Source organism: Acinetobacter pollinis, from assembly GCF_015627175.1.
Classification (GTDB): Bacteria; Pseudomonadota; Gammaproteobacteria; order Pseudomonadales; family Moraxellaceae; genus Acinetobacter; species Acinetobacter pollinis.
The window spans coordinates 1-19,586 of the sequence record NZ_VTDQ01000043.1 but is presented as its reverse complement, the minus strand read 5'-3'; the positions used below and the strand labels follow the sequence as shown (position 1 = coordinate 19,586).

The following is a 19,586-nucleotide window of genomic DNA, read 5'->3' as shown; positions in this document are numbered from 1 at the left end:
GCCTATAGCTCATCACCCAGCCAGAATCGCTGGCATGGATGGGCTGGTGAAATTAACTCTATTGAGCGTTTAGATGTGCATCACGCTTGGCTTATTGAAAATTTATCAAATAATAGAGTGCGAATTCTTACACAAGAGACACAAATAGGCATTCCTGCTAAAGCATTAGCATTAGAAAAACCAAATCCTATGTTAAATGGTCATCAAGACTGGTTAGATGGATTAGCAAAAGTAGTAAATAATTAACTATTTTTACTTAATACAGTTTGAACCATCAGATCACGGAGCCATTGTTGTGCTGGGTCGCGATGGTTTCGCTCATGCCAAACTAAAGATTTATTAAAATTTGGTATTGCGATTGGTGGTTTAAATGTTAAGAAGTCTGTTAAATTATTAGCTAATTTTGAGGGAACAACAGCCACTAAATCTGTGTTGGCTAATATTTCAGACAAAATTAGAAAACTATTTATAGAAATGATCACGCCCCTTTTTTTATTGAATATTTTCAATTGTTGATCTGTAATACCCTCAAAATTCCCTCCTTCATGTGAAATCAAGACATATTTGAGCTTAAAAAACTCATCAAGTGTAATATTCTTATGAGAAGCAAGAGGGTGTTCTTTGTGAATTAAGCAGGTGTATCTGTAAATAAATCCTGCTTGTAAACTTCTTTATGGTTTAAATCTGAAGTAACTAATGCCAAATCAATTGTGCCTTGCTCTAATTGCATAAATATGTCTTCATTTCTTATGGGAAGAATTGAAACTTTTACATGAGGTGCATGTATTCTCAACTGAGCGATAAAAGGTACAAGAACCACTTTTAATGCATAATCGGTAGCTGATATCCTTAATAAATATTCATCATTTTTAGGATCAAAATGATTAGGTTGAATTAATGTATCAATATCAAAGAGGATGTTTTTAACAGTGGGTGCTAACTGTTTTGCTCGTGAGGTGGGATAAATACCTCGCTGAGCTCTTATAAATAAAGGGTCGTCAAAATAATCTCTTAATCTTTGTAACATGCCACTGACCGCAGGTTGTGTTAGATATAACTTCTTAGCTGCCTCTGTGACACTGCGCTCATCAAAAAGAGCATCAAATGCTTTTAATAAATTGAAATCTAAGTTTCTGAGGTCATGTTTCATAAATGCAGACTATACAAGTAATTAAAAGAATTATACTAAGCTTATTGCTACATAGTATGATAGTTTTTTGATGATCTATATTCAGGATTTTGTTAAAATTTCTAAATGATATAATTAAGTAAACTTTTAAAGAGTAAGTGTAGCAACTTGCTACACTTCGTATTAAACTCATTCAATGTATCGAAAATATATCAATTATGGAAACTAATAAAACACAGATTATTGCTGTGGCTAATCACAAAGGTGGTTGTGGTAAAACGACAACTGTAGTACATCTAGCCGCAGAATTGGTAGAGTGTGGAAAGCGCGTATTAATTGTTGATTTAGATCCTCAAGCAAATGTAAGTCTACACATTGGTAAGCAACATCCTAGTGAAATTAGTATAACATCTGCCGAACTTCTGACTCATGAAGAAAATTTATTGGTTGATGCTTTAGAAGAAGAAACAAATTTTAAGGGTGTGTCTCTTATATATGGTTCTCTTAATCTAGGAAAGACAGAGGACCAGTTGAAAGAGTATTCACCACGTCCAAATGAGGAATTGAAATATAAACTTGAGCCTTTATTTGGAATCTATGATTTCATATTGATTGATTGTCCACCTAGTTTAAAAATACTTACGAGTAACGCACTAGCTGCTGCAGACCATGTCATTATTCCAATTGAATCTGGGTCGCAGTATGGTCTATATGGTGTTACCGACTTAATTAACCATATATCGAAAATTCACAGGATTAATCCCAAATTAAAATTATTAGGTACGTTATTAATTAAGCACGATAAGCGACAGAATGTATGTAAGCTTATACAAGATGAAACCAATAATACGGTAGGCCAACTATTTGAGACGACCATTCCAACAAGTACAAAAGTGAATCAAGCAGCTATACTCAAACAATCTTTAATTGATATAGATAAAAAATCAAAGATAAGATTATCTTTTTCTGAATTGGCAAATGAAATATTGGTGAAACTAGAATCATGAGTAGTGCAAAAGAATTGCTTGCAAAGCGGTTACAACAGAATACAAAACAACATAGTCATGCTCAAAGGGATCAATCTACTTTTGCTAAAGAATTTCGTAAAAATATTCCTTTATCTGAAATTATAAGTAGTCCCAATCAACCTCGCAGAGGATTTGACAAGGCAGAACTTCAGGAGCTTGCGAACTCAATTGAAGAAATCGGTTTATTGCAACCTATCACAGTCAGAAGAACTCATTCGGGCTATGAACTTATCGCTGGAGAACGACGCTTAAAAGCACATCAACTACTATCTAAAAGCACAATCGAAGTCATTATTATAGATGTAAGCAATGAGGATGCTGCACTCTTAACACTTGCTGAAAATTTAAAGCGAGCTGATTTAACCGACTATGAAATTTATATGGGGTTGAGTCATCTAGATGAAGAAACTAAAAAAAATAAGAGTAAACTCGCAAAATCGCTCGGACTAAATAGGGAAGATATGTATAAATACTTATCTTTTGAGAAAATGCCCGACTATATTGTAAATGATTTGAATAATGATCCTACTTTAATTGGGCGTACAGTCGCAACAAGTATTAAAAAATACTTGGCAGATTATAAACTTGAATATGCCCAAAGAAGTTTAGAAGATGCATGGAAAAGCTTCAAGGCTGGGAAATGTGAACAAACAAAAATTGTTCCAGTTGCAGAAAAAAATTTAACTCCTATTTTAGAAAAATCTTCAGAGCAGATTTTATCTCAGATTCATTGTAATAGCGAAAAAGTCGGAAAAATTCTTTTTAAGAATAACAAGTTAAAAGTTGATTTAAATATCGAAGATTTGAATCAAAGTGACATTCTGGTAATTGAAAAATTTTTTCAAGAATTTATTCAGAAGAAAAATAAATAGTGTAGCAACTTGCTACACTACTTCTCTACTTTAGTATTATTTATTTATATTGGTATTTTTAATATTCCACATAATATTATCTGGTAAATGCATATTTGTCATTGTTGCTTTCAGGGGAGCTATTGCATTTGTGCCATTAAAAATAATATTAGACTGACCAAAAACAGTAATTTCATTATAAATCACGTCGTGCCAGTTTGCTTTAGTAGATCCTGATTTGTTCTCATAAACAGTATCCATAATAATTGAGTTTTTTACATTCGACATATTCACATTGTTATATTGGATATTCGATACCTCTCCAGATTGTGAACGGTCACCTTTAATGCGTAATCCATTATCAGTACCTTTCATAGTTAAGCCATTGACATAGATGTTATAAACCCCGTCTTTAGTTTCGCTACCAATAGAAAAACCATGTCCACTACCAAATATGTTGTTTAAAAAACTCATATCTGTTGAAGAGCCATTACCTCCACTGGCTTTAATCGCAATATTATCATCTCCTGTACTAATATTACTCGAAGCAACAGTAACATTGTTTGAAGACATAAAATCTAATCCATCTGTATTGCGTGCATTAGCAGGTGTATTTATTTTTATATTCCACACAGTAATATCACTACTTCTAGAGAAAACAGCATGAAATTTAGGCGCATTTTTCAGTGTAATTTGATATAGCTTAATATTTTCACTACTCTCAACTTGTATTAAACGAGGAGCATTTTGGTTTTGACTACCACTTTTAGCTTGTTGTGCAAGATCCCACCAACTCAACATTTTATCATTAAGAATTTGTCCACCTTGACCGTCAATTTCACCTTTCCCATAGATTCCACCATTTGAAACATGATAGAACGTAATAAGTGCTTTGCAACCTTTTCCATCTCCATTCAGTGTTCCACAATTTTTTGAACCATTATCAAAAGTATTTGCATTGTTAACGGCACGAAGTACTGTGCCTTTATCTATAATTAGACTTACACCATTTGGCATAGTAATTGGACCAGAAAGAAATAGATTCATTGATCCATTGTTTGAAAGCTTCACGGCTTTACCAACACTACAGTTATTTAAGGCTTTTTGTATATCATCAGTCATAACAGTATTCCTTGCATATACTGTTGTACAGGCTGACGGTGTAGTAGGTTCGATGACATTCCGGTTGTCTATAGCGTGAGATACAGGGCTATATAAGCTAGTTAAAAAAATGAATGTTAAATGATATTGAATCTTCGAAAAGTACATTGTTAACCCCAATCTTTAAAATAAATAAGAGGAAACAATAATTCAAATATATTAAATGATAATTAATTATAATTTTATATAATTAAATGTGAGTGAACTGTAAAATCCACTCACTTGTCTATGAATTAATATGGGAAGGTAAATTTACTGGCATTACTTTGTGCACCAGAATAGTTAAGATTCCAGTTTTTAGAAAAATTTGCTGTCTGAGTGTGATAGGAGTATGGAATAGACCAAGAGGGACTCTTCGAGTATTTTTGTATACTGCTAGGGTAACTATTTGTATCTGTAAACGAGGTATTCTCTTTTTTATCATCAATAATACCTTTTTCATAACCTGATTCAAAATAATTTGACTCAGAAATTACTTTTGCATTTTGTGCCAATGTATAACCCAAGTGGTAGTTACGAATATAGTTATTGTAAGCATGAAAATAACCATATCTCATTAAACCCGGTGATCTTACATAAATATTGTCATAATAGTTATTGGCTAAAGTAATTCTTGGGTAGCCAATATATTTTGCTTTATATCCATTCAGGGCATAGCCAAATATTGAACCATATCGATGGTTTGAAAATAATGAATGGCTAATAGTGATATAATCTGCTGACTCGCCAATATAGATTAATTTATCGAGGCTACCATCTCCTAGTTGCCAGCTGTGTCCGACGAATGAACAGTGATCAATCCAATATTTCTGCCCATAGTTAATATAGAGTTGAATATCTCCATTTCCCTTAATTTTTTCATCATGCTTGAAAACTAAGTTTTGAAATATAATATTTGAGCTATTTGAAGATGTAGCTAAGTAAATATTATGTAAAATATTTGAATTATTGAAGGAGCCAACAATAGTCTTATTGCTTCCAAGAAGTAGCTTTTGTTTGCTAGTACTAGCAATTTTACCTTCAACTACAATAACCTTTGGTTCATCTCCCAGAATCTCCTTTTTTAGATTTGAAATATCTTTCACGATAATAGTTTTTCCGCCATAGCCACCTGTAACATATGCTTGCTTTGCAAACCCACTAAGCTTATTTAAATCTGTGGTTGGGTAACTTGAGGCATAACTGACATTTATAAAAAGTAATGTAGTCAATAAGACAAATAAAATATTCAAAACAAATGACTCTTTTAAATTTAGGTGTTATTGATGGCCTAATAAACATACATTAGGCCGATATCTAAAAATTATTTTATTAAATTTGCGTTCTTAATCATCCAAGACACATTGTTAGATAAATTCATATTCCTAAGCGTCGCATGTAAAGGTTTTATTGCATTGGTACCATTAAAAATGATATTTGATCGGCCATGAATAGTAATTTCATTGTAGGTAACATCATGCCAGTCTGCTTTTGTCGAACCTGATTTTTTTTCATAAACAGTATCCATAACAATCGCATTTTTTACATTTGACATCTCTACATTATTGTAATGAATATTTGCGACTTCACCTGCTGATGACTTATCACTTTTTATACGCAGCCCATTTTTAGTGCCTTGCATAATTAAGCCATCCACGAAAATATTGTAGATTCCATCTTTGGTTTCACTGCCGATAGATAACCCATTTCCTGTACCAAAAGTATTTTGCAAGAAGCTCATATTACTTGATGGTCCACTTCGATGATCTGCTTTAATTGCGATGTTGTCGTCACCAGTACTAATTGTGCTATAAGCGACAGTTGCATTTTGCGATGCCATAAAGTCGATACCATCTGTATTTCTTGCATTAGATGGTGTATTAATTTTTATATTCCAAATCGTAATGCCATTACTGCGAGAAAATACAGCATGAAACTTAGGCGCATTTTTTAATGTAACTTGATGGAGGGTAATATTTTGACCTCGCTCTACTTGTATCAGTCGAGGTGAATTCTGATTTCTGCGTGGTTTCCGTGCTTTTTCAGAAAGATCCCACCAAGTAATCATTTTGTCATTTAGAGACTCTCCACCTTGACCATCGATTTCACCTTCTCCATAAATACCGCCATTTGAAACATGATAAAATGTGATGAGTGCTTTACAACTCTTACCATCTCCGTTGAGAGTTCCACAATTCCCTTGACCATTATCGAAGGCAGTTGCATTATTAATTGAACGAAGCGTTGTACCTTTGTCTATAATTAAACTTACGCCATTTGGCATATTAATTGGGCCAGAAAGAAAGACATTCATTGCGCCATTTTTGGAGAGACGAACCGCTTGTCCTACACTACAAGTATTTAGTGCATTTTGAATATCCTCTGTAATTAGAGTATTTCTGGCATAAACCGTTTTACATGTTTCTGGGATAGTTGGTTCTGTGACTTTTCTATTATCTGATGCAAATGTACTGTGTGTATTGCAAAGAACAATTAATCCAAAAGTAAAATACTTAAATTGCTGTGATGAAAACATAGAAGACCAAATTAGTAAGATAAAATTTAAAATCAAAGCTCATTATTGTGAACTGAGTCACATTATTGTTTTTTGTTTAGGCTTTTGAAATATTATATTTTTTATTAAAGTGTAATTTTTTTAGTATTATTTGTTGATTATATTAAATTTTGCACCAATATTGATCAATTTTTTAAGTTAAAAGCATTTTTTTATATAAAAAAACAATAAATAATTTTTATTGGACTAAAGCTCTAAATATATGTTGAACCCTAAATATCAAGTCCACCAATATTTGAGTATGTGAAAAAATACTGGTGCTGAAAAGCATAATGAATCCATACGATCTAAGATTCCTCCATGGCCTTGAATGGTATCCCCCCAGTCTTTTACCCCTCGGTCTCTTTTAATTGCAGACATTACTAAACCACCTAAAAAACCAAATAAGCATATAGTTAAGGAAATCCAAAGTGACTGAAATAAAGTAAAGGGTGTTAGTCCTCTAGTAAGTACACCAACAGTTAAAGCTAGTCCAATACCACCAATAAGTCCTTCTAAGGTTTTAGATGGACTAAGTATTGGTGCAAGTTTATGTTTGCCAAAAATTTTTCCACAAATATATTGAAATACGTCTGACAGTTGTACAACTAAAATTAACCAAATAATGAGCCATATTTTTTTACCACTTAGGTCAATGATCTCTAAATTTAATAAAGCCGGTACATGCGAAATACAATATACACAAACCATTAGTCCCCAATGTATTTTTGCGCTACGTGCTAAAAAAGATGTGGTATCTTCGCGTTTTAAGATAAGAATAGGAATAAGCAAAAAAGCATATAAAGGAATAAGCAAACTATATAAATTATAAGCATTTATATGTACGAGATAATATTGACAAGGAATAAGTAAATAAAAAGAAATTGCAAGTGCCGAATAGTCGTCTCTTCTTGTAGGTAATAATGTAATAAATTCACGTAATGCAAAAAAAGAGATCGCTCCGAAAAGGAAAACAATCGCTGAATCTCCGATTGAAATAGCAATATAAAGAATAATAAGCATGACCCACCATGCATTTACTCGTGCATTAAGGTTATCAATAACAGCATGAGGTTCATGATTTATTTTCTTTTTTAGTATGAACCCAGTGAGAGATGCTAGAAGAAGTGAAATAGTAATAGTTATAAAGATAATAAAATTAATTTGTAAACTATTCATGATTAAGATTCGTACTTACTCAGGTTGATTAACATGGTTCTTGCTTCTTGAAGAAATTTATCTTTATTTACTGTTTTGATCTCACGAGATAAAGGTGTTCCAAAATAAATATTCGATAAAATAGGAAGCGGAATAAATGTACCTTTTGGCATGACGCGATTTACGTTTTCGATCCATACAGGGAGTATATCTATTTCTGGAAATGCCTGAGATAGATGGAATAATCCTGATTTAAACGGTAATAGTGCATGAGTAGAGTCCAAATTTCTTGTACCTTCTGGAAAAAAGATCACTGAATGGCCTGCGTTTAGCGCTACTTTGACATTAAAAAGGGGGTCAGGATTATTTGAAGAAATAATAATACCTTGAAATACATCTGAAATAATAAACCGTCGAAGTCTTGTCTTGTGCCAGTAATCACCACCTGCGACTGGTCTTGTCACTTCTCTAATTTCACGTGGAAGAGAAGACCATAAAAGAATAAAGTCGATATGGCTCGTATGATTTGTATAGTAAATTTTTTGTATTGAAGTAGGCTGTTTATCCGTCCAAAAACTTCGTGTACCCGTGATAAAGCATATAGCCTTTCTAAGTATAAAAGAAATTAAACTTCCTAAATATTTACGAAGATTCACGAATATTTCCAGTGTAGGACTATATCTGATGGTTGAATACGAAAAATAAACTTTCTAGTAAGTGACGTAATAGATGCCCTTACTAAAAATAGATTTGTGTATTATCTTAACATAAATAATACACAAATCAGTTAAAAAAATGTGAATTTGTTTACATTATTTTATTATTCTTTAATTTCTATTAAGTATTTTCTGTATTTGATCTTGGTAAAAAGAAAGTTAAAAAACCTAGAAGTGGCAAATAGGCACAAAGACCAAACACCCATTCTATACTATTTTTATCAGCCAAATAGCCTAGGCCGGCAGCAGCAATACCACTTACACCAAACATAAGACCAAACATGAGTCCTGAAATCATACCAACGCGACCCGGAACAGCTTCTTGTACATATACAATCATTGCAGAGAATGCAGATGACATAATTAAACCTGCCATCATTGCACAGATACATGTCCAAAAAAGATTAACGTGAGGAAGTACAAAAGCAAATGGAATCATTCCAATAAAAGATACCCAAATTACCGATCTACGACCGATTCGATCTCCTATAGGACCACCGAAGAATGTGCCGAATGCAACTGCGGCTAAGAAAGCGAATAAATACAGTTGGGCATCTTGTAATGAAACATTAAATTTATGGATTAAATAAAATGTATAATAATTACTCAGGCTTGCAATGTAAGTAAATTTTATAAGAATTAAAATACAAATGATTGATAATGCTTGTATAAGTTTTTTGCCATGAAATTTTGAGACATGATGTGAAGCTAGTTTGGTTAGCTGATTATGACTATGTTTAACATTCCAATGGCTGACACGGTATAAGATAAAAATTGCTAAAAGCGCAAAAATGACTAACCAAGCAAAAGCCATTTGACCATGTGGCACAATAATTAAAGCAACCAATAAAGGCCCTATAGCAGAACCTGAGTTTCCACCAACCTGAAAAATTGATTGTGCCGTTCCAAATCTTCCCCCAGATGCCACTCTTGTAACACGTGATGCTTCAGGGTGAAAGGTAGAAGAACCTACCCCAATTAAGGCTGCAGATAAAAGAAGCATAGAAAAACTTCCGGACAATGCCATTAAAATGATTCCTATAAGTGTAGATACCATCCCTAAGGGCAATAAAAATGGTTTGGGATGTTTATCTGTATACAGGCCAATCCATGGTTGTAAAAGAGAAGCTGTGACTTGGTAAATTAATGATATTAATCCAATTTGGGCAAAACTTAGCTCAAAATTAGTTTTTAACAGTGGATAAATGGCAGGAAGAGATGCTTGAATTAAGTCGTTAAGCAGATGTGTGAATGCCACAGAAAAGACAACAGGATATATCATCTGGTTAACGTGGTTTGGTGGTGATTCAATTTTTGTTGAAATTTTTATAGAAGATTCCATTAAAGTCCTTTGTTTATTGCTCTTTAATTGATTATTATAATTTGTCATGAATACGACTATATTCCATAAAACACTTTATAACTGACAATTAAAATCTATCTAATGAGCATTCAAGCTTTTCCTGAACTTATTATATCAATGGGATCATACCATTCGTATGGTACTTATATTGAGCCTCATTCGCATAGTCGTGCACAACTATTGTATGCTTCCAAAGGAACCATGCGTGTCCAGACGCAAGGAAGTGTATGGGTTGTCCCTACTCAATATGCTTTATGGATTCCTGCCCTGTGTGAGCACAGTGTGACACCGATGAGTGAAATTTGTTTAAGTACAGTATTGGTTGAAAAAAATGCTGCTCATGTCATGGGGGAAAAGTGTTATTTACTCAGAATGTCGAATTTGCTCAAAGCTTTGGTGCTTCGATTAAATGATTTAGATCAAATTGAAAAAGATGGAATTCCATATAGTGATGAACTAAAGATAGCGATTCAGAGGCTAATTTTTGATGAAATACAACGTGCTTTAGTACTTCCTATAGAAATTCCATGGCCAGTAGATCGACGTTTAGATTTTATTTGTCATCAACTGATGAGTCAGCCTCACCAGTATAAAGATTTGAATCATTGGTCTGAAAAAATAGGAACCAGTTCAAGAACATTAATGAGATTATTTAAAAAAGAAACTGGACTTCAATATAGAAGTTGGGTGCAACAATTACATCTTTCATTGGCATTAGATGATTTATCAAATGGTAGATCTATTGCATATATTTCGTCTCGTTTAGGTTATGCAACAACAAGTGCATTTAGTACCATGTTTAAAAGGCATTTAGGATATACACCTAAATTATTGAAATAAATAAAAATAGATTCTAATTTTCTTTCAGTGAAGCATATAAGAAATAGTAAGCTCTATGTGTAATGAAGCTTAAATTCTACACATAGAGCTTTAGAATTAACTAAGAACACACTGCATGATTAACTCGGGGTGTTGTACCTTTTTCAACGGCAAAAACTGCGTCAGAAACACCGGTTGTGACTTGATTAACCGCTAATTTAGAAGCATTAACCATATCAGTAACACTATCTGAATTGGCAATTTCTTGGCTAAAACTCATTCTGCAGTTGAGTAATCGATGGATAGGCTGTTTTGAGGTGGTAGAGGTTTGTAAAGGCTCGATAGGTTTTATCATCCAACTGACTGCAACTTCGACGCTTCCATTACGATGATTTGGGATTGGTTTGATGATATCGAAGCGAGAAAAATCGATCGCAATTCTATACACTGTATTTGTGGTTGAAATACCACTGGTATAGCGATCTACAGCATTTAATTGCTGTTGTAGGCTAGCCGATAAACTATCATGTAATTCAGTTGAAAGCGTAGATGTCCATCTATTATTATCCAATATATTTGACTGCCCTTGATCAGTATTGACCATGATAGATACACGGTCTAGACGATCAGGTAAGCCAACGGGCAATACTTCAATAATTCTAAGAGGTGTGCCTTGTATAGGAATAACTTTTGGTGCAAGTGTATAATAATTGGGATTCACGGAACTTGCACATCCTGTAAGTATCATTGCAAATATGCTAACTAAGAACAGGTTAGATCTTAGGTTTCGCGTATGTCTTAATGAGCACAGTTTATTTATTTTATTTAGCATTTTTATGTGTTTCTCCTTTTTTGCCACGAATGAGCGATTCAGGATGTTGCTCAATATAATCTGACATAAGCTGTAGTGATGCGGCTGTACGAGTGACTTGTTGTAAGACTCTACGCAAATCTTGTTGCATTGGTGCATCACTTGACAAGATGGACTCAGTCGATTGCATGGTTCTACGTGCATCGTTTAATGTAGCTTGGAAATCAGGCGCGACTTTAGTATCCAGCTGTTTGATTAATTTGTCAGTAGATTCAATTGTAGTATTCATATTTTTCAAAGTCTTACGTACATCACCGCCAATTTCATCAATCGGGAATTTACTCACTTTATCTGCAATTTCAGAAACTTGTGCTTGTAGGCTATTTAATTCAGGTGGAATAGTTGGAACTTCGACAACTCCATTTTCAGGCTGTATAAGTGTTACAGGTTTAGCTTTAGGGAATTTATCGAAAGCGATATAATTTTGTCCTGTGAGTAAGTTTCCTGTACGCATTTGTGCGCGCCAACCTTGTTGAATAAATCTTCTAAAAATTGCACCTGTAGGATCGAGCTCTTTGCCATTTGCTAAGCGAGATGGATATAGAACCGCCTCAACACGCATACGTAGCTTGCTATAATTTGGATCGAATTCAACATTAATTGAGGTGACATTTCCTATATTAATCCCCATAAAGTCGATTGGTGCGCCTGTAGAAAGTCCGCGAAGTGATGTGTCAAAATACATAACAATTTTATGTGGCTTACCATCAGGTACTTTTAAAGCATCTGTGCGAGAATTCCACAAAGTAAAGCGACTTTTCAAAGGTGCAGTATTTGCATCAGAATTCTCTGGATAGTCGAAAGCAATACCACCAGTAATAATACTGGCCAATGATTGGGTGTTTAGACTGAATCCTGAAGCATTTAAACTGACATCGACACCGCTAGCTTGCCAAAAACGTGCGTCTGTTGTAACAAATTTATCGTATGGACTGCGAATAAATGTTTGAAGTTCAACATGTTTTCCATCTTGAGATAGATTATATGCTGTAATTTGTCCAACATTAATCCGTCGATAGTAAATGGGTGAACCAATATCTAAAGATCCTAAATTGTCTGCTGTGAGAAAAAAGATTTTCCCTGGAACATCGGAAGGTACAACAGGCGGTGTTTCTAGTCCAATAAAGTCAGTTTGTTTTTCAGAGGCTTTACCACCATCGACCTCAATATAAGAACCAGACAAAAGCGTATCTATACCAGAAACACCTGTGGTACCAATACGCGGACGTACAACCCAAAAGCGTGAATCTTTTGCAGCAAAAGTGCTGTTGTCTTTAGATAATTCAATTTCGGCAATAATATGGCTATTGTCTGGTGAAAGTTTAATCTGACGTACTAGACCTATATTTACTTGTTTGTAGCGTACATTGGTTTTTCCAGCCTCCAACCCATCTGCTGTTCTAAAGCTTACTTCTATCGTTGGCCCTCTTTCCCAAATTGCTTTTGCAGCCAAAGAAAGGGCTATTAGCAAAGCAATGATGGGAATAATCCAAATGAGTGAAATTCTGCCACGTGGTTTCTTTATCATTGGCTCAGGAATTTCTTGTGACTCAGCTTTTTGTTGAGTAGATAATTTATGATTTTGACCGTCATCAGTTTTTATATTTTCAGACATATTATTGTTCGTTTAATGGTTTGGAATTGAGAGCATCTGATTGCGATACTTGGCTTATTGAGTGAGAGTGAACTCGAGATAAATGAGTGATATCTGTTGCATAATAATTGTCCCAAATCATACGGGGATCGAAACTAAGTGAGGAAAACATGGTAAGAATAACCACTGCACCAAAAGCAACCGCACCTGGACCTGCTAGTATGGTTGCCAGTGAGTGAATTTGAATGAGTGCTGTAAGTAAACTCACCACAAAAACATCTATCATTGACCAGCGACCAATGATTTCTACAATTCGATATAAGATACTGCAATGTTTGGGACTAAATTTCCATCTCCTTACAGATTGCATATAAATGCTTAGTAATAAGAAGCTAAGAATAAAAAGCTTAAGAAGAGGAATAAATATACTTGCAATAAAAATAACAGTGGCGACCAGATAGTCATGTGTTTGCCAGAAATAAACAACCCCACTCATAATAGTATCGCTTTGACTTCCGAATATAGAGTTGGTTATCGTCATCGGCAAAACATTCGCAGGAATATATAAAATAGTTGCTGCTATTAAAAAGGCAAATGTTTTCTGTAAGCTCTGTGGTTTACGAATATGTAATGCTGAATTGCACCGAGGACAATTTTGATGTGTATTTAAATTTTGCTCTGAAGCGCTGAGTAAACCACAGCAGTGACATCTGACCAATGAAAGATCTGCTGCACGCGTATAATAATGATGCTTGGGATGATTTTCTTTCATGGTAAGTCCCTATCTACTGCATCCCAAATATCTTGTACTTTTATGTCATTTAAATAGACCATGAAAATACTTAAAGCCCCAAATGCCCACAGTGCGACTTCTGGAATAACGATGACCATATTAATCAGTTTAACCAGTGTGACTAATATACCAATCAGAAAAACTTCAACCATTGCCCAAACTCTAAATAAATATAAAGTTCTTAAAGCGAAAACCATAAAATATGGACGTCTTTTTAGCCACCCTACATTTATGAATACATACATTAATAAAATAAGGTTGATCAGTGGAATAATAAATGTAGTAAAAATTAGAATAAGTGCAACCACTTCTCGACCAATATGAAACATAGTCCATGCGGCACCAATTAAAGTTGTTTGTATTGAATTGCCTTGAACTTCTATTTTTATAATTGGAAAGCTATTTGCAACGATAAAGATAATTAATGCTGTTAAAATAAGCGCAATAATATGATGAAATGCTTTTAGCTCACTATAGATTTCTGCACCACAAGATAAACAGCGGGCTTTTTCTCCTTGGGCTAAAGAAACTTTACGATAAAGGGTATCGCACTCATCACAGCTTGAAAATTGGGTTAAATCTTCAATGCCTCTGCCTATGACATTTTGTTCATGGTTTTTATTCATATAATCGATATACTCTTGTTGTTTATTCTCGTTAGATCGATTGTTAAGCATCCTATTTAAACATATATAGATATACACTCACCATAAGAATATGATGATATTTATGTATAGTCGAGCTTTTACATGTTAATCCTCGATTTAGAAAAAATTCAAAAATAATATCTTTGAAAGATATTACAAAGTGCCACGAAGCTGAGTATTATCTTTATTTGTCTGATACTCGTATAACACAATGCTTAATTTTGAAAATTTTCTATATGTACTTAGAAAGCATGATTTACCTTTAGCAGACTCAATTCAAGTGATAGAGCAATATATAGATGGTTTATATCTACGTATTTATAAGCCAGCTTCAGATATTGATGAGATTTTTATTGTCTATCATGGTAGCGGTGTGAATTCAGCTGCTGGGTATGATGTATTGGCAAAACAATTGGTTCAATATAAAAAAACTTGTATTTGTCTTGTCGATATAAGAGAACATGGTCGATCAAGTAAACTTTGGAAAGTAGTTGGACCTAAACAAATTTGGCAAGATGTTGATACTCTCGTTAAATATTTTAAAGAGACTTCTCCTCAAGCAAGAATTCACTTACTTGGACATTCAAGTGGTGGAGGCTTACTCTTAAACTACTTCACAAGATATTGTCCAATCACGAAAGTTGATAGTCTTATTCTCGTCGCTCCAGAGTTTGGTCCATTTGTGAGATCTCATCACTTATATAAAACATCTTCAATGCCTTTTGCATCTATAAATAAATGGGTATTCGTAATAAATGCGCTTAGTTTGGGGCTGTTTTTCAATAATCATATTGGGGTTAAACTAAATTTCCCTAAAAAGGTTATAGATATGCGTTCTGACTTTATTCAAAAATATAGTGTAAAAATGGCAAATGCATTGACTCCACGTTATCCATTAAAGCAGTTGAGTAGAATATCTTTACCCGTAGCTATTTTTATTGCAGAAAATGATGAAATATTTGATGCATATTCAATGTTGGCTTTTATTAAGGATTGTCATAACATTCACATAACCAGTAAAATTATTAAGTCAACTACCCATTTAGACTGTATTTTTAATCTTAGTAGAGATATTAAGATCTTTATAAATAGATAAAGGGTCGAGCATAGTTTGAAAGAAATACTATGCTCGAATAAACATTTATATATTCTGATTAAGAAACTTCATAATTTCTGAAGAAATTGGTTCCAGATGTGTTTCTAGTGCAAAATGTCCCGTATCATAAAGAAAAATTTGTGATGAGGGTAAGTCTCTTTTCCACATTTGGGCACCTTCGGGAAGAAAGAAAGGATCATTTTCCCCCCAAACTGCCAATAAAGGAGGTTGATAATCTGTAAGGTATTTTTGAAACTCAATATACAGGTCAATATTAGATTTATAATCTAATATTAAGTCTAAATGTATATTAGAATCTATATTTAATAAGTTATTACCCTCAAATATATAGCATTCTGGTGGCACAATTGTTTCATCATTTACCCCTTCTAAATATTGCCATTTTATCGATTCTGGCGTAACCAGAGGTCTTAAACTTTCTCTATTTTCTGTGGTTGGATTTTCCCAGTATTTTTTTATAGATGACCACAATGGACTTAAACCTTCTTCATAGGCGTTTCCATTTTGAGAAATAATTGCTTCTATTGCATTCGGGTTTTTTATAGCTATACGCCATCCTATAGGTGCGCCATAATCATGCACAAGCAAACTATATTTAGTTACTCCTAACTTTTGTAAAAATTTTTCGATAGTTAAAGCAATTTGATCAAAACTGTATTCATATTTATCAGATACTTCTGTTAATCCAAAAGCAGGTAAATCAGGAGCGATGACGTAATACTTTTCTGAAAGTATAGGTATAAGATTTCTAAACATAAAAGAGGAAGCAGCAAAGCCATGAAGTAGAACCAAAGTTGGTCTATCAGCATTTCCTGCTTTTCTATAGAAAATATTTACACCATCTACAAATTCATATTGGTGATATATCGGTAAAGACACATTACTCATCATTCATCTCACTTATAAATTGGGTATGGCAAATATATCTCTCATAAGTATCTGCTTTTAAAAAAGATCATAAGTTTTTCTTTAAAACTTAATTAATGCCGAATCTGTCAAATAAAAGCACTATAATTGACATTAGTCATTCCACTATTAAATACTATACATCTCTATAGTTAGAATATTCTAACATTAAATTTATCTAATTAAAAAATTTATGCATATTTTATGATGTACTTCATTCATATTGGTAAGATGATCTGAGGTAAATGTTTCAGATTTTAAGAGCGATTTTTACATTGGACATAAATCAGATTGTGAATATATCTTTGTTTTGAAATAAATTTTTATATTAGAATTTTTTATTAATTTTATTTTAAATTACACACTATCGATTAAAAAATAGTATATGACCTTATACAAATTAAAATGTATAGCACTTCTGATCATTTTTTATAATTTGATTCCACCCTTTTTAGGAGGCTATCAATATTTTTTAGTCAATTTAAACTTCTAGGAATTAGTTTACTTCAAAGTGGAAGGTTGAAATGACAAACTGTGTAAATGAACATTTAAATATTTTTTTGAGGGCAAAAAGCATTTGCTTAATTTGCCCAAACTACAACTTTTATAAAAATGAATTATGCACTTTCTTTTAATAACCAATCGAGGGCATTCATTTTTACAATTCCATCATAATTAGCTTCACCCCCAATTGTATCTAAAGTGAGTAAGTACTTTGGATATGAATCGGAGACTTTCTGTAAGGGACGTAATTCTCTAGCTAATGTTTCTTCACTGAGTGTTTCTAAAGCTACCTGATAGTAAGTTAGATTTTGTAGAGTGTCCACTGCCACAAAGTCAATTTCATACTCTCCTACTCGACCAACATAAACTGTGTATCCTCGTCTAATAAGCTCAAGGTAAATTACGTTTTCTAGAATATGTCCCTGATCTGAATTGGCATCAGGCAACATAATTCGACGTAAGCCTACATCAACTAAATAGTATTTTTCAGACGATTGTAACAGCTCTCGACCACGAATTTTAAATTGAGCAGCACTGTAAAATAACAGACTATCTTGTAGCCCTTGGATATAACGTTTTACAGTTTCAAAAGAAATTTTTACACCACTTGAAACAAAAGTGTTTTTAATTTTATTAATTGAAATAGGTGATCCAGTTACACTCGCTAAATATTTTGCGACACGTTCTAGAGACTGCGTATCAGATGTATTTAGACGATAAATCACATCTTTAAACATAATACTGGCATAAACAGCCTGTAAGTAGTCATATGTTTCATCTTGGTTCCCCATGGCCAATGTATAAGGGAAGCTACTTTGAGTATACATTGTATACAAATCGCGATTCGACAATTGCTGTATAATAGTATTATGCGCAACATGCCATTGCTTAAATTCAGAAAAAGATAGAGGTAAAACATGCTGTTCTACATACCTTCCAGTAAGCAACGTTGCAAGTTCACCACTTAAAAAGAAGGCATTAGAACCTGTAATATATAAATCGATATAATCCCTGACATACAGAGAATCTACAACTTTTTCAAAATGTAAAACATGCTGTACTTCATCTAAAAAAATATAATTCTTTTTACTTTTATCAACTTTAGATAAAACGTAGTCATGTAATTTTCGATAGTCAGTAAGTTCTTCAAACTCCATGAACTCAAAGTTAATAGCGATAATATTTTCAGGTTTTACACCTTGTTCTAATAAATCTTTTTGAAACATAGAGAGTAGCGTTGATTTTCCCGAACGACGGACTCCAGAAAGGACTTTAATCACATCTCGGTTCTGCCATGTATGTAGGAATTTTAGGTACATATGACGTCGAACATTACTTTTTCTCATATTTTACACTTAGACTCTAAAGTTTTTAAAAAAATATCAATATTTATATTATAAGTGAATTTATGTACCAAAAATAGATAATATTCGATTTAATGTTAAAAAATAAAATTTTTTAGCTATATAGGTACTACTACTTTCTGTTCGTCTGATTGTTGATTGGATGTAGTCATTTCATTTCTGGATCATGATTACTAAAAATAGATTGATGATTTTTTAGTATTATATAAAGGATGTTATTTCTAATTGAATAGATATATCTGCTAAGTGATTAAAAAAATCTTATTCTTTACATTTTTTTTTATGTATGAATGTTTCATAGACGTCATATTAGATATAGATCGCTATGCTATATAATTTATCGTGCTAGTGAAATTATTTTGATTAAACTACTATTTTATCATATGGTAAATATTGTAATAGTTCAATATAATTTTTCTCAGAAATATATCTTCATTAGATTAGTATAAGGTAAATTTATTCAATATTTTCTTATAGAAATATAGTAGTTGTTCAATTTTTGACTTATTTATATATATAGATTCTATTGTTGATTAAAAATAAAATTACCTAATGTTATAGAATGAATAGACTGAAATATTTTTATATATAGATATTATGAAGAGATAAATTTGTACTTAAGGATAATTTTATTTATTTAATTTCTAGTATTTTTTTCTAATAAATAACCTAAATATGTCTTCGTTATATTTTGATTTACGTACTCTAGAGCTAGGTAATTTCAGTAAGTTTTTTTAGATTAGATAAATATTAAAAAAGATAGTGTATAAATTTTTTTTAAATCGCTACAAAAAATGCTTCTTCAAGCATTAAAAAAGTCTACAAGATGATGTTTTGGTATAGTCAAACAATCTAATTACTCATACAAAAATGAAAAAACATCTGAAAGAGTCGATCAATACAATCCTCTTGCCATTCTTTTCTCTTTTTCTTAATCCATGCCCAAGTCTTTTCAATAGAATTCAAATCAGGGCTATAAGGCGGTAACCATAAAATCTGATGCCCATGATGTTCTAGTAACTCCTGTGTGTC

At 32.9% G+C, this 19,586-nt stretch carries 17 protein-coding genes and 2 pseudogenes; 5 read left to right on the top strand and 14 right to left on the bottom strand.

Features of this window, described 5'->3' with window-relative positions:
• Positions 1-246 (top strand): annotated as a pseudogene (locus I2F23_RS12060) (SRPBCC domain-containing protein); the annotation flags it as partial.
• Here I2F23_RS12060 and I2F23_RS13935 read toward each other — a convergent pair.
• Positions 243-1,150 (bottom strand): annotated as a pseudogene (locus I2F23_RS13935) (LysR family transcriptional regulator). The pseudogenes I2F23_RS12060 and I2F23_RS13935 sit on opposite strands and share 4 nt — an antisense overlap.
• Before the next feature lie 197 nt (positions 1,151-1,347).
• Here I2F23_RS13935 and I2F23_RS12050 point away from each other — a divergent pair.
• Together I2F23_RS12050 and I2F23_RS12045 are read left to right on the top strand one after the other, a co-directional pair.
• Entirely contained in the window at positions 1,348-2,136 is a 789-nt protein-coding gene (locus I2F23_RS12050) for a ParA family protein (protein ID WP_195772840.1), read from the top strand.
• Positions 2,133-3,029, top strand: a complete 897-nt coding sequence (locus tag I2F23_RS12045; protein WP_195772839.1) for a ParB/RepB/Spo0J family partition protein — start codon at positions 2,133-2,135, stop codon at positions 3,027-3,029. Before I2F23_RS12050 ends, I2F23_RS12045 begins: the two co-directional genes overlap by 4 nt.
• A gap of 36 nt (positions 3,030-3,065) precedes the next feature.
• On the opposite strand, the gene I2F23_RS12040 is transcribed toward I2F23_RS12045, so the two are convergent.
• From I2F23_RS12040 to I2F23_RS12015, 6 genes are all read right to left on the bottom strand, one after another.
• The gene (locus I2F23_RS12040; RefSeq protein WP_211140234.1) at positions 3,066-4,130 is read right to left on the bottom strand and encodes a glycoside hydrolase family 28 protein; all 1,065 of its coding nucleotides are present in this window, start codon (positions 4,128-4,130) and stop codon (positions 3,066-3,068) included.
• A gap of 272 nt (positions 4,131-4,402) precedes the next feature.
• Complete coding sequence (locus I2F23_RS12035; protein WP_228284815.1) at positions 4,403-5,401, bottom strand: pectate lyase family protein; 999 nt, start codon at positions 5,399-5,401, stop codon at positions 4,403-4,405.
• Between the two features lie 71 nt (positions 5,402-5,472).
• The gene (locus I2F23_RS12030) at positions 5,473-6,684 is read right to left on the bottom strand and encodes a glycoside hydrolase family 28 protein (RefSeq protein ID WP_195772837.1); all 1,212 of its coding nucleotides are present in this window, start codon (positions 6,682-6,684) and stop codon (positions 5,473-5,475) included.
• 258 nt (positions 6,685-6,942) lie between these two features.
• Positions 6,943-7,881 carry a phosphatidate cytidylyltransferase gene (locus tag I2F23_RS12025; RefSeq protein WP_195772836.1) on the bottom strand — a complete coding sequence of 313 codons (939 nt, stop codon included), beginning with the start codon at positions 7,879-7,881 and terminating at the stop codon, positions 6,943-6,945.
• A gap of 2 nt (positions 7,882-7,883) precedes the next feature.
• A complete protein-coding gene (locus I2F23_RS12020; RefSeq protein ID WP_323127200.1) occupies positions 7,884-8,516 on the bottom strand; it encodes a lysophospholipid acyltransferase family protein in 633 nt (210 codons plus the stop codon).
• Between the two features lie 181 nt (positions 8,517-8,697).
• Positions 8,698-9,918 carry an MFS transporter gene (locus tag I2F23_RS12015; RefSeq protein ID WP_195772835.1) on the bottom strand — a complete coding sequence of 407 codons (1,221 nt, stop codon included), beginning with the start codon at positions 9,916-9,918 and terminating at the stop codon, positions 8,698-8,700.
• Positions 9,919-10,020: 102 nt separating this feature from the next.
• Between I2F23_RS12015 and I2F23_RS12010 the strand changes: the two genes are divergently transcribed.
• Entirely contained in the window at positions 10,021-10,779 is a 759-nt protein-coding gene (locus tag I2F23_RS12010) for an AraC family transcriptional regulator (protein WP_195772834.1), read from the top strand.
• Positions 10,780-10,879: 100 nt separating this feature from the next.
• On the opposite strand, the gene I2F23_RS12005 is transcribed toward I2F23_RS12010, so the two are convergent.
• The 4 genes from I2F23_RS12005 to I2F23_RS11990 all read right to left on the bottom strand — a co-directional run bounded on the left by I2F23_RS12005 (position 10,880) and on the right by I2F23_RS11990 (position 14,642).
• The gene (locus I2F23_RS12005; RefSeq protein ID WP_323127199.1) at positions 10,880-11,479 is read right to left on the bottom strand and encodes a PqiC family protein; all 600 of its coding nucleotides are present in this window, start codon (positions 11,477-11,479) and stop codon (positions 10,880-10,882) included.
• 100 nt (positions 11,480-11,579) lie between these two features.
• On the bottom strand, positions 11,580-13,244 hold the full coding sequence (locus I2F23_RS12000; RefSeq protein WP_195772832.1) for a PqiB family protein: 1,665 nt from the start codon (positions 13,242-13,244) through the stop codon (positions 11,580-11,582).
• Position 13,245: 1 nt separating this feature from the next.
• On the bottom strand, positions 13,246-13,995 hold the full coding sequence (locus tag I2F23_RS11995; RefSeq protein WP_195772831.1) for a paraquat-inducible protein A: 750 nt from the start codon (positions 13,993-13,995) through the stop codon (positions 13,246-13,248).
• A complete protein-coding gene (locus I2F23_RS11990) occupies positions 13,992-14,642 on the bottom strand; it encodes a paraquat-inducible protein A (protein WP_195772830.1) in 651 nt (216 codons plus the stop codon). The genes I2F23_RS11995 and I2F23_RS11990 overlap by 4 nt, the downstream gene beginning before the upstream one ends.
• Positions 14,643-14,874: 232 nt before the next feature.
• On the opposite strand from I2F23_RS11990, the gene I2F23_RS11985 reads away from it, so the two are divergent.
• Positions 14,875-15,759: an alpha/beta hydrolase gene (locus I2F23_RS11985; RefSeq protein ID WP_195772829.1), complete on the top strand. Its 885-nt coding sequence runs from the start codon at positions 14,875-14,877 to the stop codon at positions 15,757-15,759.
• Between the two features lie 45 nt (positions 15,760-15,804).
• On the opposite strand, the gene I2F23_RS11980 is transcribed toward I2F23_RS11985, so the two are convergent.
• From I2F23_RS11980 to I2F23_RS11970, 3 genes are all read right to left on the bottom strand, one after another.
• Positions 15,805-16,671: an alpha/beta fold hydrolase gene (locus I2F23_RS11980; RefSeq protein WP_195772828.1), complete on the bottom strand. Its 867-nt coding sequence runs from the start codon at positions 16,669-16,671 to the stop codon at positions 15,805-15,807.
• Between the two features lie 632 nt (positions 16,672-17,303).
• Positions 17,304-18,536: an ATP-binding protein gene (locus I2F23_RS11975; protein WP_195772827.1), complete on the bottom strand. Its 1,233-nt coding sequence runs from the start codon at positions 18,534-18,536 to the stop codon at positions 17,304-17,306.
• A gap of 870 nt (positions 18,537-19,406) precedes the next feature.
• Positions 19,407-19,586: transposase (locus I2F23_RS11970; RefSeq protein WP_195771759.1), on the bottom strand; the 180-nt coding region annotated here is incomplete at its 5' end.

What these genes read in the sequence shown, in the direction of transcription:
- I2F23_RS12040 (WP_211140234.1), bottom strand. Translation starts at nt 4,130, where the DNA reads ATGACTGATGATATACAAAAAGCCTTAAATAACTGTAGTGTTGGTAAA.
- I2F23_RS12045 (WP_195772839.1), top strand. Translation starts at nt 2,133, where the DNA reads ATGAGTAGTGCAAAAGAATTGCTTGCAAAGCGGTTACAACAGAATACA.
- I2F23_RS11985 (WP_195772829.1), top strand. Translation starts at nt 14,875, where the DNA reads ATGCTTAATTTTGAAAATTTTCTATATGTACTTAGAAAGCATGATTTA.
- I2F23_RS11975 (WP_195772827.1), bottom strand. Translation starts at nt 18,536, where the DNA reads ATGAGAAAAAGTAATGTTCGACGTCATATGTACCTAAAATTCCTACAT.
- I2F23_RS11990 (WP_195772830.1), bottom strand. Translation starts at nt 14,642, where the DNA reads ATGAATAAAAACCATGAACAAAATGTCATAGGCAGAGGCATTGAAGAT.
- I2F23_RS12025 (WP_195772836.1), bottom strand. Translation starts at nt 7,881, where the DNA reads ATGAATAGTTTACAAATTAATTTTATTATCTTTATAACTATTACTATT.
- I2F23_RS12030 (WP_195772837.1), bottom strand. Translation starts at nt 6,684, where the DNA reads ATGTTTTCATCACAGCAATTTAAGTATTTTACTTTTGGATTAATTGTT.
- I2F23_RS11980 (WP_195772828.1), bottom strand. Translation starts at nt 16,671, where the DNA reads ATGATGAGTAATGTGTCTTTACCGATATATCACCAATATGAATTTGTA.
- I2F23_RS12000 (WP_195772832.1), bottom strand. Translation starts at nt 13,244, where the DNA reads ATGTCTGAAAATATAAAAACTGATGACGGTCAAAATCATAAATTATCT.
- I2F23_RS11995 (WP_195772831.1), bottom strand. Translation starts at nt 13,995, where the DNA reads ATGAAAGAAAATCATCCCAAGCATCATTATTATACGCGTGCAGCAGAT.
- I2F23_RS12050 (WP_195772840.1), top strand. Translation starts at nt 1,348, where the DNA reads ATGGAAACTAATAAAACACAGATTATTGCTGTGGCTAATCACAAAGGT.
- I2F23_RS12010 (WP_195772834.1), top strand. Translation starts at nt 10,021, where the DNA reads ATGAGCATTCAAGCTTTTCCTGAACTTATTATATCAATGGGATCATAC.
- I2F23_RS12015 (WP_195772835.1), bottom strand. Translation starts at nt 9,918, where the DNA reads ATGGAATCTTCTATAAAAATTTCAACAAAAATTGAATCACCACCAAAC.